This is a genomic window from Paenibacillus sp. FSL R10-2771 (genome assembly GCF_038000205.1).
GTDB lineage: Bacteria > Bacillota > Bacilli > Paenibacillales > Paenibacillaceae > Paenibacillus_AQ > Paenibacillus_AQ phytohabitans.
On record NZ_JBBOBM010000001.1, the window covers coordinates 6,184,980 to 6,200,096 of the forward strand.

Annotated in this window: 15 protein-coding genes and 1 riboswitch; of the genes, 6 read left to right on the plus strand and 9 right to left on the minus strand. The window is 52.6% G+C overall.

From position 1 onward, the window contains the following. Positions 1-10 precede the first annotated feature (10 nt). The gene (locus tag NSU14_RS26665) at positions 11-1,087 is read right to left on the minus strand and encodes a Gfo/Idh/MocA family protein (RefSeq protein WP_340947821.1); all 1,077 of its coding nucleotides are present in this window, start codon (positions 1,085-1,087) and stop codon (positions 11-13) included. A 222-nt stretch (positions 1,088-1,309) separates the two neighbouring features. On the opposite strand from NSU14_RS26665, the gene NSU14_RS26670 reads away from it, so the two are divergent. Continuing rightward, positions 1,310-2,248: a hypothetical protein gene (locus NSU14_RS26670; RefSeq protein ID WP_340947822.1), complete on the plus strand. Its 939-nt coding sequence runs from the start codon at positions 1,310-1,312 to the stop codon at positions 2,246-2,248. Between the two features lie 84 nt (positions 2,249-2,332). After that, on the plus strand, positions 2,333-2,572 hold the full coding sequence (locus NSU14_RS26675; RefSeq protein ID WP_039302970.1) for an NHLP leader peptide family RiPP precursor: 240 nt from the start codon (positions 2,333-2,335) through the stop codon (positions 2,570-2,572). 15 nt (positions 2,573-2,587) lie between these two features. Here the strand turns inward: NSU14_RS26675 and NSU14_RS26680 are convergent, their stop codons facing one another. After that, on the minus strand, positions 2,588-4,504 hold the full coding sequence (locus NSU14_RS26680; RefSeq protein WP_231575288.1) for a sensor histidine kinase: 1,917 nt from the start codon (positions 4,502-4,504) through the stop codon (positions 2,588-2,590). A 116-nt stretch (positions 4,505-4,620) separates the two neighbouring features. Then, positions 4,621-6,519, minus strand: coding sequence for an ATP-binding protein (locus NSU14_RS26685; RefSeq protein WP_340947824.1), 1,899 nt, complete (start codon positions 6,517-6,519; stop codon positions 4,621-4,623). 275 nt (positions 6,520-6,794) lie between these two features. On the opposite strand from NSU14_RS26685, the gene NSU14_RS26690 reads away from it, so the two are divergent. The 3 genes from NSU14_RS26690 to NSU14_RS26700 all read left to right on the plus strand — a co-directional run bounded on the left by NSU14_RS26690 (position 6,795) and on the right by NSU14_RS26700 (position 9,084). Then, positions 6,795-6,974: a hypothetical protein gene (locus NSU14_RS26690; protein ID WP_042133927.1), complete on the plus strand. Its 180-nt coding sequence runs from the start codon at positions 6,795-6,797 to the stop codon at positions 6,972-6,974. 21 nt (positions 6,975-6,995) lie between these two features. Next, positions 6,996-7,601, plus strand: a complete 606-nt coding sequence (locus NSU14_RS26695; protein WP_052421682.1) for a hypothetical protein — start codon at positions 6,996-6,998, stop codon at positions 7,599-7,601. A 49-nt stretch (positions 7,602-7,650) separates the two neighbouring features. Further along, positions 7,651-7,712, plus strand: a riboswitch (Fluoride riboswitch). A 64-nt stretch (positions 7,713-7,776) separates the two neighbouring features. Beyond that, a complete protein-coding gene (locus NSU14_RS26700; RefSeq protein WP_042133926.1) occupies positions 7,777-9,084 on the plus strand; it encodes a voltage-gated chloride channel family protein in 1,308 nt (435 codons plus the stop codon). A gap of 19 nt (positions 9,085-9,103) precedes the next feature. On the opposite strand, the gene NSU14_RS26705 is transcribed toward NSU14_RS26700, so the two are convergent. After that, the gene (locus tag NSU14_RS26705; RefSeq protein ID WP_042133924.1) at positions 9,104-10,321 is read right to left on the minus strand and encodes an MFS transporter; all 1,218 of its coding nucleotides are present in this window, start codon (positions 10,319-10,321) and stop codon (positions 9,104-9,106) included. Between the two features lie 173 nt (positions 10,322-10,494). Here NSU14_RS26705 and NSU14_RS26710 point away from each other — a divergent pair, with 173 nt between their 5' ends. Beyond that, positions 10,495-11,217, plus strand: coding sequence for a peptidylprolyl isomerase (locus NSU14_RS26710; RefSeq protein ID WP_156118534.1), 723 nt, complete (start codon positions 10,495-10,497; stop codon positions 11,215-11,217). 183 nt (positions 11,218-11,400) lie between these two features. On the opposite strand, the gene NSU14_RS26715 is transcribed toward NSU14_RS26710, so the two are convergent. From NSU14_RS26715 to NSU14_RS26735, 5 genes are all read right to left on the minus strand, one after another. After that, positions 11,401-11,682 (minus strand): hypothetical protein, encoded by a 282-nt coding sequence (locus tag NSU14_RS26715; RefSeq protein ID WP_340947828.1) that lies wholly within the window; start codon positions 11,680-11,682, stop codon positions 11,401-11,403. A gap of 244 nt (positions 11,683-11,926) precedes the next feature. Further along, a complete protein-coding gene (locus NSU14_RS26720) occupies positions 11,927-13,021 on the minus strand; it encodes a Leu/Phe/Val dehydrogenase (protein WP_336103552.1) in 1,095 nt (364 codons plus the stop codon). Positions 13,022-13,203: 182 nt separating this feature from the next. Continuing rightward, positions 13,204-13,533 carry a hypothetical protein gene (locus NSU14_RS26725; RefSeq protein WP_340947829.1) on the minus strand — a complete coding sequence of 110 codons (330 nt, stop codon included), beginning with the start codon at positions 13,531-13,533 and terminating at the stop codon, positions 13,204-13,206. Positions 13,534-13,570: 37 nt separating this feature from the next. Next, positions 13,571-14,272: a pirin family protein gene (locus NSU14_RS26730; RefSeq protein WP_042133919.1), complete on the minus strand. Its 702-nt coding sequence runs from the start codon at positions 14,270-14,272 to the stop codon at positions 13,571-13,573. A 180-nt stretch (positions 14,273-14,452) separates the two neighbouring features. Continuing rightward, positions 14,453-15,100, minus strand: coding sequence for a nitroreductase family protein (locus NSU14_RS26735; RefSeq protein ID WP_042133916.1), 648 nt, complete (start codon positions 15,098-15,100; stop codon positions 14,453-14,455). Positions 15,101-15,117: the final 17 nt, after the last annotated feature.

The window sequence follows — 15,117 nt, forward strand, 5'->3', positions numbered from 1 at the left end:
CGCCAGTTGGTCACTCGGCCGCCCAAGGCTGAGTAGTAGAGCGGACAATCTCACCGCTTGCCGCAGCCTGCTCCATCAGCAGCGCCAGATATTGATCCTGGCTACCCTCGGCCAGGCTGTAGAATGAAGGGCCTCCCTCTACGTGCCGCTGCATTCTGTCCAGACTCTCGGCGATAGCAATTTCTTCCTCCGTTAGCCGGGCAGGAATGAAGGGATTGCGGTACAGCCACTCCCCGTCCCCCATAATCCCCCTGAGATATAAGCCCTCCAGGTTCCCGCCGTGGCCGGCATCAATCCGGCTCAGCCTGCTGTAGACTGGAGTGTCATAGCTCTGCAGCCAGGAGACTTCATCGTTCATCATCTCTCCACGTTCCCCCCGGACGAGCACCCGGCCAGCGCGAATCCAGGAGAAATACTGGTCACGGGTGAAATCATAGACCCCGAGCTTGCCGCCGAAATCCAGGACAGCCAGCGTTTGCTCGGTCTGCACCAGCTCCTCGGCAGCCGGAGGCCCGCTGCGCTGCGGACCGTTAATAATCGAAGAACCGAAACGCTGTGCACGGATACTCACATTCTCGAAGCGGAGATCCAGCAGCTGCCGGATCAGGCTGATCCCGTGATATCCATGGGCCGCTGACACCTGCGCCTGACTGATTGTCCCGAGGCGTCCTGAGCGGGCCAGCCTGATCCGGGCTGCATGCATCGGCTGGAACATATACTGCTCGGCTATCTGGATAACGGCTGAACGGTCCAGCGCATTCCATAGCTGAGTGAGCTGTTCCAGATCCGGTGCCGGCGGGGTTTCCGCCAGGAGCGGAATCCCTTCCGCCGCCAGTCTAATGATGAAGTCTTTACTGGCCTCCCGCTTCAGGCAGATAACAGCAAAGGAATAGCCGCCTGCTTCAATAAACGTATCGATGGAAGTATATACTTCCACTCCCCAGATTCTCTTCAATGCTTCCGCTTTATCCTTATTACGGACGTACATGGCCCCTACGGCAAAGCGCTCCGGAAGTGCTCTGGCGATCCGCAGATAGAATTCAGCCCGCCAGCCTCCCCCCACCAGTCCGAACCTGATAATATCCATGCTTAACATCCTTCCTTTCTGCACTGCTCACATAGTGTTATTCTGTTGCTCCAGCCTTCTCCAAGCCTATAATCTCTGCGGTTAAATAGTCCGTTAGACCCCCAGGGACCTCATTTCCAAAATTGGATTGAAATAGGCTGAATCTAGGACTATAATCATGACAAATACCCACTTTTTTCCTAATAGTAGAAGAACAATACATTGTTGACAGGAGACAAGCCTATGGATTGGCTTCATGATTACGAGGACGAGCTCCGCCTGGTTTTTCAGGAGAGCTGCACGGTTATCTCAGCGTTTCCCAAGCCGCTTAATGCCCAAGGCCTGTCCTATCTTGATCAGTTTAACGTATTTAGGGCAGGAAGCCACAAAAATTACATATGTTATCTTCTCCCCTTCTGGCTGCAGGACAGATGCGGCCTGAGTATCCCCCTGACCCGTCAAATGTCGGTCGGCAACGTCTTTTTTATGCTCTATTTTTTCCTCCAGGATGATCTGATGGACAGTAATGAGCTCTCCGCTGCACAGGCACTGCCGCTGGCCAATCTGCTCTATGTCGAGTTTCTGAATATTTACCGTCCGCTTTTCCCGGCGGATTCCCCGTTCTGGTCATACTTTGGGCGTTATATCTCGGAGTGGGCAGACAGTGTAAGCGGTGAAGCCGGCGGAGATTATTTCCTGAGGGACCGCCTCCGTATCTCCCACAAAGCCAGTCCGCTTAAGCTTACCAGCACGGCGGCACTGCTGCTTTCAGACCAATCCCACCTGATAACTGAAGCTGAAGAGATGATTCATGGCGTACTGCTGACCTTGCAGATGCTTGACGACTATGAGGATTGGGAACAGGATTTGGAGGAGGGAAATTACAATTGCCTGCTGTCGCTGGCACGCTGCCATGGGGAGGATGAAGGAGTACCGTTCACTAAATCATCGGTGAAGGATTTTATTTTCACAAATGGCGGGCTTGCTTCGTATGCGGGGACAGCTCTGGTTAATCACAGCACACTGGAAGCCTTCACGCTGGAGCTTCCCCATCTGTTATCCTTCCATCAGGTGCTGGTGAAGAACCTGCAGCATATGGCCGCAGCGATCGAAGCCGAGAAGCAATTATTGCAAAGCGGAGGGCTCAATTATTGGTTAACCAAAAATATGAATATTTTATAAAATATATAAAAAAGCAATAGAATTATAGATTGGCCTATGTTATGCTTATCAGGAAAATATAACCATTTTGAAAGGGTGATTGTATTGTCAGACGCAATTCTTAAGAATCAAGTGATTCAGAAGGCCTGGGAGGATCCGAGTTTCAAACAGAGACTACTCACAGATCCGAAAGCAGCCCTCAAAGAAGTGCTCGGCATTACCCTTCCTGATAACATTACACTTAAGACAGTAGAGGAAGGCTCCAATGAGTTCTATCTCGTTATTCCTCCAAGTCCGGCCTCCGGAATGATGAAGACTAATGTCTCTGCGCTCGGCATCTGGTAACTTTCACTAATGAAATCAAGCTAATAGGGAGTTGGAATCATCCGGACCTTCTGCACGCGGCAGAATGGTGATGGATTCGGTTCCGGCTCCTTTTTTGCTCATGAAGCGGATTTCACCCTCCATCGCCTCGATAATACGGAAGGTAACCATCAGTCCAAGACCCGTACCTTTTGTTTTGTTGGAAGAGAAGTACGGTTCACCCAGCCGGCTGAGGACCGCAGGCTCCATCCCCGCCCCGTTATCCTTGACATGAATGTATACTTTATCCCCTTTACCATAGGCCAGCAGGTGGATCGCGCCGTCTTCTCCCAGTGATTCGATACTATTCTTGATAATATTGATCAGCGCCTGCTTGAATTTGGACGAGTTGCCCTTAACCCATAAGCAATCCTCAACATCCAGAATCATTTTGCCTCCATTTAAATGGCACAGCGGCAAGAGTATGCTCTGGATATGCTTGAATTCTTCGTTCACATTAAGCAGGGAAATTTGCTCAAACTCCGGTTTGGCAAAGGTCAGGAAATCCGTGATAATACTTGCTGCACGGTCCAGTTCACTGAGAGCCATGAACAGATATCTCCGCTCATCGCCGTTCGACTTCTCGCTGAGCAGCTGGAGGAACCCCCGGGTAACCTGAAGCGGGTTGCGCACCTCATGGGCTACAGAAGCTGCCAGCTCGCTGATAATCTCCATTTTCTCCGAACGCTGCAGTTCATTGTTGAACAGCTCCAGCTCACGCGAATATTTCACCACCTGCTGATGATTCTGCGCCAGCCGCCGGCCCAGGATGACAATCAGTGACAGGATGAATACAACCAGCGCCCATTTCCAGTAGAACAGGTCATAATTTCCGCCCTTAACATAATACCAGACCAGCTCCGAGGCTCCGGTTAATGCTGCAGTACCGAAACCAATGGCGAAAATGATGGCATCCTTATTGCGCTTCAGGGAGAATATGATCACGCAGGCGATTAGCAGAATGAATTGCAGGATCATGATGATCCCAAGAATCTTAGTCGAGACAAAATAGTAGAATTCCAAAATCCGGTCGCCGGAGAGCGTATTAATAATCAGACAGAGGATGCAAAAAAGGGAGTAAACGGACTCGAATTTACGGAATGAGCGGATGATGCCGAATTTGCCGCCGCCGAATATTTTCTCAAACAGAAAGGTCAGGGAAGGCAACAGCGACAATAGCGCCACGTCAAAGAACACCACGCTGACCGGTCCCAGATAACTGTAGAAGGTATATGTAAACGGTGAGTAGGTAATAGACAGCACTCCGGTGGAGGCTATCACTATGGCTAAGGAAGCTGCAACCGGGAAGTACTCCTTGTTCAGATAAAATGAGCAGACAAACAGGACCACCGCCACGAACACAAAGGCGCCGCCCAGGATCACATCGATAAGTCCATTTTTAATATAATCCTTGATCAGAACACTATGCTCACCGACCACGATCTTATCCTTGATTCCAATCCGGTCCTTCAGGGTTTCCGTCCAGATATACATCGTTTTGCCGTTGTCCGTCATATCCAGAGGCACAAGCAGCGAATAATTATCCTTAATAAAGCTGCGGTCGCTCTCAAAAATCAGCCGTTCTTCCACGTACACTTTGACATGCAGGGCATAGATCGCATCAATATAGACGGAAGGGGCTGCGTAGCTATATGAGGGCAGTGTTAGCTTCGTCCAGGCGGAGGATACCCCGGAAGGCAGCTGAGGCATCTCTGTCTTCGCTTCAACTTCCATCCATCCCTCGGTTTCCCTCAGAGGAATCTTACGCCCGCTGTCTCCCGGACCCTCCTGCCACTTCATCTGCCAATGGCTGATCTCGCTGGCAGGGTAGTAACTTTGCGCTGATACCAGAAACGGTCCACAGGTTACTGAGAGCAGAAACAGCACTAAGGTTATATGTAAACTTTTGAACATCAAAGACATGCAAGCACCTCAGAAGAAAGTTTCAGAAACAAAGTTCTGTTAGTGTTAGTATTTCGCTCCGCCCTCCGCCCATCCCTTCAAAAAAACGGAATAAACAAAAATAATTCCTAATTATTACCTGAGGCTGGTAATTTAACAATAACCTCTGTCCCCTCACCCTTCCTGCTCTGAAACTCTATGGAACCGTTCATCGCTTCAATAATCCGGAAGGTAACCATGAGTCCAAGCCCCGTCCCCTTCGTCTTATTGGAATAATACGGCTCCCCCAGCCGGGCCAGCTCGCTGACCTTCATGCCTTCGCCGTTATCCTGCACACTGATGACCACATGATTGCCTGTCTTCCAGGCGGTTACTATAATCAGGCCTTCCTCCTGCAATGACTCAATGCTGTTCTTAATCAGGTTAATGAATGCCTGCTTGAATTTGGCCGGACTGCCCGACACTTGAAGATCCTCCTGCAGATGCAGTTCAATGGCTCCACCCTGCAGATTGGCGAGGGGCACCAGAATGCCTGATACATGCTTCAGCTCTCCGGAGACTTCAAATACATCTACCGTATCCATACCCGGCTTAGCGAACGTCAAAAAGTCGGTAATGATGACCGAGGCCCTGTCCAGCTCCTCCATGGCCATCTGCAGATACTCCTTCTCCTTCTTGCCGGAGCGTTCTCCCAGAATCTGCAGGAAACCGCGGGTTACCTGCAGGGGATTCCGTACCTCGTGGGCAACCGAGGCAGCGAGTTCACTGATAATCTCCATTTTCTCCGACCGCTGCAGATCATTATTGAATTTCTCCAGTTCCCTGGAGTATTCCAAAGCCTGCTCATGACTCCCCGCAAACCGTCTTCCCAGAATAACAATCAGGGAAATAACGAACAGAACCATTCCCCATTTCCACCAATACAGATGATACCTCTCCGAAGAGAAATAATAGATCAGCAGCTCACTCAGGGACAGGAAGGCAAACACAGAGAACCCCATCGAGAAAATCACAGCATCTTTATTGCCCCTGAGGGCATAAGTCAGCGACATATACAGCAAATAAACAAACTGCGCCATAATCAGCACACCTGTCACATTGATGGTCAGGAAGGAGTACAGGTAGTCGAGCCGAAATGAGAGCACGGCATTCAGTGCAAGCGCACCCAGGCAGAACAAGGAGTAAGCCAGCTGGAAATTGCGCAGCCGGGTGGTATATCCCCGCTTGCCGGGTCCAAATAATTGTTCAAAGTAGATCGTAAACGCCGGCAGAAGTGTGAAGAGTGCCAGATCGAAGCAGATTCCCGTAAGCCGCTCCTGGCTGTTCACGATCAGCCGCAGGAACGGAGAATACGTAATCAGCAGCACGCCAAAGGATATAATGACCAGAATCAGAAATAATCCGCCCGAGAAAAATTCCGGTTTAAGGAACAACCGACAGATCATCAGCGCTCCGCCCATAAATATCAGTGCCGCTCCAATGACAATATCCACCAGATCCTGCTTCACATAGAAGGACAGCAGCTTGTCATAGCTGCCGACCCTGACCTTACCCCCGATGCCGAAATCCTTGCCGCCGCCGGCACTCCATAGATACAGCTGCTTGGCACTGTCCTCCCCGCATAGCGGAATTAGCACCTTGTTGCCGCTGTAATTGACCACCTCACTGGAATCATAGATGAGCTGGCGGTCTATATATGCTTTAAGGCTGTCGCCGTATACTTTGTCAATCAGGAGTGCTGAATTCGCCTCTGTCCGCGGCAAAGAAAGCCGCAGCCAGACTGAATCCGCACCTGCAGGCGGTTGCGGCCTGCCTGCCCGCGCCTGTACAGTCCGCCACTCCCCGGAAGGAGCCGCCATCGCCTCCTGAATATCATGTAGAGCTGCATGTTCCCATTTAAGCTGCCATGCCGGGAGGGTTACTTCTTTATGTCCGCCCCATTCCATGGCAATGCCAACCGGGATTATGGCAATTACAAGCAGCAGCATAATTAGTGCGGCTGCTGTTTTGGTTGAAGGCAACTTCATTGTGGCACCCCAGTGAATCCTTAGTTGTATTTATGTAGTTCATATGATTCTTATTTTCGACAACGTTCGCACTATACCTGCCTTATCCTGCAAAAAACCTCGAAAAATAGAAGGATAAGTTAGCTTGTGAAGCCTATGCATTCTTATATTTACGCGTTAATTGTGGTTATTCCACGGGTGGAATGAATATATTAACAGAATGGCTGCCCGGGTGCCGAACAGATTCGCCGCTGGTTTAAAGGGTATACAATTACTATAGGTAAAGGAGGCTCGCGATGGACACTCATAAGAAACCTGCTGATGGTGAAGAACAAGACCGTGAGGACCTGATTACCGAGCGGGATATTGATGAAGAGTCCGGACTGTTTCAGGAAGGCACCTATCCCGGCGCACTTCCGGACAAGGATCAGAAAGCTGCGGTTAATCATGCTGTCCCCAAAGAGGGGCAGACTTAAAATAAAGGGAGCTGAACAGCAATGGGCAATGAATTCAATAAGACCGAAGCCGACTTTGTGTACGAGCGTTATACCAAAATGGGCGGCATTTCCCCGGAACAGGATATTCCGCTGGAAGAATTGCGTCCGCTCGGCACGATTACCGAACAAAGTCCAAGTGATGAAGTGGACACCGCCGGGAACCGGCCGCTTGAATCTGCTCTGGCCAGCCACGATCCCGCTAATTTCACACCCATAGATTTCGACGGTGTGGTGGACGACGGTTCCGATCCGGCACTGGTCGGCGATAATATCCTGGCTGCCGACATCGGACTGAATGTGCCGGATTCCGGGCTGGGCCCGCGTGCAGACCGGAACCCCCCTCCGCCAGGGACTCCGGCGCCGGAACGGGACGAGCTCCTGGAATCGGATGCACTGTACGCTGCCGGCGCGGCAGGCCTGACCGGCAATGTAATTGATTATGCGGATGAGGAAGAGCTGCTGGAGGAAGAGGAAGAGCTTCCGCTGGAGGATATTCCGGATGCCGACGATATTGATCCCGGCAGCGCGATCGACCCGGTCTCCCCGGACCCCGACGCAATGCCCGGAACCGATGTGCTGAACGGCTCGAGCGGCGAAGAGGACTAAGCGGCATAACCGTATTGACATTTGAACGAAATAAACTTACTATAATGGCATTCAATACGGCGATGGAGTTCGCCATAACCGTCCTTCGGGACTAATGACTCCTACCAGTGATCACTCGCTGGTAGGAGTCTGTTTATTTTCAGGGAGCAGACTCGGGATATGGGGGCATAGCAGGATGAAGAGGAAGTATGCACGGTGGGTGGAGCTTGCAGCACGGCAGAGCCAGCTCGCTCTTTGGAGTACATTTGTGAAATGGGTGGTGCTGGGGGGAATGGTAGGACTATTGTCGGGGAGTGCCTCGGCTATTTTCCTGAAAAGCCTGGAAGCCGTGACCAAGGTCCGGCTGGAGCATGCCTGGCTGCTGTTCCTGCTTCCTGTGGGGGGCGCTCTGGTTAGCGGCATGTACATGCGTTACGGCAGGAATAGCGCAAAGGGTAACAATCTTATTCTGGAGCAAATTCAGCAGGGAGATGAAGCGATTCCGCTGCGGATGGCGCCTCTGGTCCTTATCGGGACACTGATTACTCATCTCTTCGGAGGTTCTGCCGGGCGTGAGGGAACGGCTGTGCAAATGGGCGGCAGTCTGGCCGATGCGCTGGGAAGACGGCTCCGGATCAACTCCCTGGACCGCAAAATTCTGCTCATGTGCGGAATCAGCGGAGGTTTCGGCTCGATCTTCGGGACCCCGCTGGCCGGAACGGTCTTCGGTCTGGAGGTTATCGCCATCGGCCTGATCAGCCACAAGGCCCTGCTGCCCTGTTTCGTTGCCAGCTTCACCGGTGATCTTGTCGCTTCCCGCTTGTGGGGTGTGCACCATATCCACTATCAGGTGGATGTTGTCCCCGGAATGGATGCGCTGGTGCTGGTCAAAGTAATTGCCGCGTCCATTGTGTTCGGTCTGGTCAGCCTGCTGTTCAGCGAGCTTACCCATTATCTGAAGCGGACCTTCACCGCCCTAATCCGTAACCCTATGCTCAAAAGCGCCACCGGCGGTCTTATCGTTATCGCCCTGGTGTACATTGCCGGTACACGGGATTACCTGGGCCTCGGGATTCCGCTAATCAGCGGTTCATTTACGGGGGATGTCCATCCTTTCGCCTTTCTGTGGAAGCTGGTCTTCACAGCCTTCACCCTAGGGACTGGTTTTCAGGGCGGCGAGGTGACCCCGCTCTTTGCCATCGGAGCTACTCTGGGGAATAGTCTGGCCGGCTTACTTCATCTCTATGGACCTTTCCTGGCTTCGCTCGGCTTCATCGCCGTTTTCTGCGGAGCGGTCAATACACCGATCGCCTGCTTCATTATGGGCATTGAGCTGTTTGGCTCCGGCGGAGCGGTATACATGTTCATCGCCTGCGTAATCAGCTATCTGTTCTCCGGACACAGCGGCATCTACAGTTCCCAGCTCATCGGCATCTCCAAAAGCGCACTGCTCCCTGTTCCTGAAGGGACAACGCTGGCCGCCGTCAAAGAGCTTCACAAGTAGAAACAGCGGCAGTTACTTCTCAAGGTGTCACCTGGATTCCCGCGTGCGCGGCATTCACCTTCGATTCCAGCTTGTGGGTCTTCACGAGTACAGCCGCTACAAGCAGCATGACGCCGTTAATGACAAATACCCAGCGGATCGGCAGGAAGGCTCCGAGCAGACCTCCGATAATCGGTCCCGCCATCGTTGCCAGTTGGCTGGCCGCCTGATTCAGCCCGAAGGCCCGTCCGCGAAATCCCGGTTCAATGACCTGGACTATCATCGCGTTAACGGAAGGAAGCACACCGGCATAGAAGAGGCCGTAGGCAAACCGCAGAATAGCAAACTCTACATAACCTGATACAAAATACTGCAGAATATTCCCGATCCCTCCGCCAATCAGACCGATGAAGAGAATAAAGCCATAGCCTTTGCGGCTGCCGATTCTTCCCCACTGCGGTGCCATAATTACGGTAGCGATACCGACTGCCGAGAAAACGATTCCGGAGCTAAGCGAGGCGCTGCTGCGTGAAATCCCCATGTCCAGCAGATAGATCGGCAGCAGCGGCTCCAGAATCATGACAGAGAAGGTACTGATGCCCGCAAGCAGAAGCAGGGTGATAAATGCCCGGTTCTGGCCGGCTTCCCGGATATCATCACTTACCCTGGAACGCGGGGCAGAACGGTCGAAGTTCTCTTCCTTGGCGAAGAAGGTAGCGATCAGCGCGGAGACCAGCACAATAACAGCCGAGAACAGGAACGCAACACGGTTGCTGGAATAATAGCTGACTACGCCGCCGATGAGCGGCCCGATGATGCTGCCGGTGGCTCCGGCTGTAGACATGATGCTAAGCGCATAGCCTGTCTTATCCTCCGGTGTGTTGGTCGCTACCATAGCAATTGCTGCCGGAACGAACCCTGCGAGCAGTCCCTGCAGAATCCGCACGACTAAGAATACATAAGGATCATGCACGAAGAAATTAATCAGATACAGGGCCGCCAGGCTGAAGCCCGAACGGATAAGCATCGGCTTGCGGCCGTATTTGTCGGCAAGTGAACCCCAGTAAGGCGAGATTAGCGCGCTGGCCAGAAACGTAATGCCGAAGCTGACCCCAGACCATATCTCCAAATGGCTTGTAACACCTAACTGGTCGCTAAGAAAAATTGAGAGGAACGGAATCGAGATCGAATATGCCGTACTGCAAAAGAAAACCCCTACCCAGAGCACGATCAGGTTCCGCTTCCATGAAAAACTCATGCTGTACACATCCCTTCAGCGTTTTTTTGGAAGCACTTCTCCCATTCTACCCCTCTTTGAAGAATGTGCCAATCCCGGCCGGAGGGGCAGGCTTTGCATGAAGCGGGACAAAGAAGGTATGATACTAGGGAGACTGCACCTATTATTCAAAGATAAAAGGAGAGATTTGTACCGTGAAGCTTACTACTAGAAAACCCGTCATCCTGCTGGCGGCGATGTGTCTGATGCTCGTGATTCTGGCGGGCTGCGGCAACAAGCCTGTGAACAATAATGCTGCTGCCGGAAACGGAAATAGTACTACCGCCGGCAGCGAGGCTACTACGGCGCCACAGGATAATGCTGCTGCAGCTACGGAAGGCGTACCTTCAGCCACGGCCAGCCATCCGGTAGTTACAATTGAAATGGATAACGGCGCCATTATTAAGGCTGAGCTGTATCCCGAGGTTGCCCCGGGCACGGTCAACAACTTCATTTCGCTGATCCAGAAGGGCTTCTATGACGGAACCATCTTCCACCGGGTTATTCCCGGCTTCATGATTCAGGGCGGCGACCCTGACGGTACAGGTATGGGCGGTCCGGACTACAGTATCGCCGGAGAGTTCTCCGCCAATGGATTCACCAATAATCTGCTGCATACAGAAGGCGTTCTATCCATGGCCAGAAGCCAGGATGTGAACTCGGGAGGCTCGCAGTTCTTCATTATGGCCGCCGCGTATCCGAGCCTTGACGGCAGCTATGCCGCTTTCGGCAAGGTTACCGAAGGACTGGAAGCCGTCCAGGATATCGTCAATCTGCCGCGTGATGCTAATGACCGCCCTGAACAGCCGCCGGTGATGAAGAAGGTAACGGTCGATACTCTCGGCGTAACCTATCCGGAGCCGCAAAAGGTGCAATAACCGCTATTTATCCCGTACCCCGCTGCCGCCCTTCCAGCAGCGGAATTGCAAAGCAAGAGCCATCCTCCGGTTACGGACGATGGCTCTTGGTCTGTCTTACGTATTCTTAAATCATGAGGCGGATTATTGGAAATGAGTATTCTTCGTTCTCCACTGCTCCAGCTTAATTCTTACCCAGAAGCTTTAGATGCCGAGCGTTATTAATGACAGCAGGAACCACTTGATCCATTGTCCGAACAAGCTTACGGCACTGCCGTCAAACCGCAGACGCTGCCCGTTAACTACGGTATGCTCCACCTTCCAGCGGTAGATCATCACCACAGACCAAGGATAGCAAATTCCGAGGGTACACACCGTAACCAGCCAGCCTGCCAGGCACCAGCCTATATACTCGATAAGTGTCCCGTCAAAGTAAGATTCCCTGCTTCCGTAATTCATTGCCGCATTCATATTCACCGCTGCCATGTGTCTCCACCTTTCCATCCTGCAAGATCTTTCCTGGTTCTATTTTCCTTATTATCCAAGCCGGCTACTGCTACATTTCTCACTATTCTGCATGAAATAGCAAACGAATTGTCGAATGATCTGCTATACAGCCTAAGAAACGGCCCTGTTCACCGCCGATTAGCGGAACAGGGCCGTTCATGTACAGATTCAATGCTGCCCGGATTATGCAGCGGGATCACCGCTCCCGCCCCGGCTGCTCACCTTATCTTCTGCTAAGGGCATGCTGCCCGTTGCGCAGGAAGGTACTGCGGCTGTTACGCAGCAGCGAGATCCGCTCCTCTGCGAGCTGATCCGCTGCAGCGTAAGCTGGAATTCCGCTCAGCTGGGAGATTTCCAGCACGCGGGTGATGCTGTCGTAGATTTTGGCGATTTGCTTGAACGCCCGTTCCTTGTTATAGCCGTTCAGCTCGTCGGCGATATTGATTACGCCGCCGGCATTAATGACATAGTCCGGGGCGTAGACAATCCCCATCTCATGCAGGGCATCCCCGTGGCGCGGTTCTTTAAGCTGATTGTTAGCGGCTCCCGCTACAACCTTGGCTCTCAGCAGCGGCAGGGATTCATCATTAATGGTGGCACCGAGTGCGCACGGCGCGTAGATGTCACAATCCGCCTGAATAATCTCGCCCGGGTCCACCGCTGTAGCCCCGTAAGCCTCTACTGCCCGGCTGACAGCCTCCTTATTAATATCTGTGACGATCAGGCGTGCCCCCTCCTCGTGAAGGTATTTGCACAGCGTGAAGGATACATTGCCGACACCCTGCACGGCAACGGTTCTGCCGTTCAGTGAATCACTGCCGAATGCCGCCTTGGCCGCTGCCTTCATTCCCCGGTATACCCCGAAAGCTGTAGCCGGTGAAGGATTGCCGGATGAACCGTAGGTAGCCGAGATGCCGGTGACGAAATCCGTCTCCTGATGGATGATGTCCATATCCTCTTCCGTAGTGCCTACATCCTCGGCTGTAATATAACGGCCGTTCAAGCCCTGTATGTATCTGCCGAAGGCGCGGAACATCGCCTCATTTTTATCTTTTTTGGGATCCCCGATAATCACCGTCTTGCCGCCGCCCAGATTTAGCCCGGCAACCGCATTCTTATACGTCATGCCCTTGGCCAGCCGGAGCGCGTCCACAACCGCCTCTTCCTCTGTAGCATAGGTCCACATTCTCGTTCCACCCAGTGCGGGACCCAGTGTTGTGTCATGAATAGCAATGATTGCCTTCAAGCCTGATGCCTTATCCTGACAAAACAGCACTTCCTCGTAGTCGTCCCGCTCCATTGCCGCAAACAATTCCATTAGCTTCATTTCTCCTGTCTCCACTTTATGTACATGTTACGTTTCATAACAAAGCTAGACCTTTCAGGACATGTTGTCAATATCTTTTGTCCCATTTTCAGCTTTTTTCAGCAAAATCCAGCAAGCAACAGACATCAACCTCACGCGAAGCGTTAGAGAGTCAGATTGATGTCTTTGCAGCTTTATTCCCAGTATTGGTCCGGCCGGTATTCGATCTCGGATTGCACAGCTATCGTCAGACGGCCCGTGGCCGCATCATATACTACATGATGATCACCTACGTAATACCAGTGCTTAATCACCGGCCCGCCAGCCGGTTCCTCGAAACGGAATACATTCAGCTCAGCCTTGAGTTCAGCAACTGCCGCACCCTTATCAGCCGGAACTCCGGTTAGGGTAATCACGGTTAGCCCGCCCTGCTCATCAAAGGTATAGCCTATGCCATCTGTACTGCTGATCAGCATACGCCCTGTTACGGAATGCTTCACCAGTACTCTTTCCTGCTCTGCCATCAAGGATTCCTCCTCCACATTTAGGTTTAAGCCTTATTTAAGGCAGATCAATCAGCATGACAAGCATATCCCCGTCTGCCTGCAGCTCCAAATGGCTCACCCCTTCAATCCGGGCAGAATCTCCCGGCTTCAGCACAGCGTCCCCGTTCAGCGTAATTTGTCCGCCGATTAAATAGACGAAGATCCGCCGGCCCGGCTCCTGCCGGAAATCAAGCAGCCCGCCAGCCTGCGCTCTGCCCAGATAGATGGTCATATCCTGGGCAATGCCGACGACCTCCGGCGAGGCTTCAGCTGCCACTACCGGAAGCAGTCTTCCATCCAGCTTCGCCGGATCGAAGCGGCCCGTCGCATAGGATGGGGCCGTTCCCCGGGTACGCGGCATGAACCACAGCTGCAGCAGCCGCACCGGCTCGCTGTCAGAAGGGTTATGCTCTGTATGAATAGCGCCCGTGCCGGCTGACATCCGCTGAATGCCGCCAAAAGAAGTCTCAGCCACATTGCCCAGGTTATCCTCATGGCGCAGCACGCCGGACAGCACAATGGAGACGATCTCCATATCACTGTGCGGGTGGGCACCAAAGCCTCTTCCCGGAGAGATGGTATCATCGTTGCAGACCCGCATCGGGCCGAAGGCTGTATTGTCAGGATCATAGAAATCGCCGAACGAGAAGACATGACTGCCCTTCAGCCAGCCGTGATCGAACCGGTGTGCAGACTCTGCAGGATATACTGTAATCATTGTGATCTCCTCCTAAAGGCTGTTATGGTCTGTCTTAATGAATTTCAGGGTCTTCCATACCTTCAGTGTAGCAGAAAGCTCCGCAAACAAGAAGAAACGGGCACCAGCCCTTGGGGCGGCATCCGTTTCTTCAGAAGACAGCAGGTACAGTAGTATAGTGTGGAGCTTAATCCTTCAGAATTAGGCCTGAAAAGCGTTCCATTGCGCAACTGCTTCCAGCGGAAGTCTGGCTGTCGGCCGTCCCTCTACAGCTGCCTTGCCCAGTGCAATGAGCATCACCGGCACATAACGCTCCGTAATCCCGAACAGCGCCTTGAAGCTGTCGTGCACGAATCCGCCCATAGGCACGGTATCATAACCTCTCGCCTTGGCTGCCAGCATAAGCTGCATGGAGATCAGCCCTCCGTCGATCAGCGCAATCTCCTTCAGCTTCTCAGCAGGCATGCCCGAATAGCCGTCATAGCTTCTTTTGGCCATAGCCGCACCTATTTCCGCTGTGACATAACCGGCTGCTTCTGCGTACTGATAGATGGTCTCCGCGTTGCGGTAAGCCTCCAGATCGCCAAGCACGGCTATCGTTGCTGAGGATTCGGTAATCTGTGCCTGGTTATGGGCGATCGGCAGGAGCTGCGCCTTCACGTCCGGGTCGGTAATAACAATGAACCGCCAAGGCTGCAGATTGGACGAAGACGGGGCAAGAATCGCCTCTTCGAGGATCTCCTTAATCTCCGCATCGGATATTGTCCAGGATGGATCGTATTTGCGCACAGAATGCCTATCGCGAATCACCTTGCTGAATTCCTGTTCTACCTTTAGTTCTGCTGACATACGCTCATCCTCCTCTT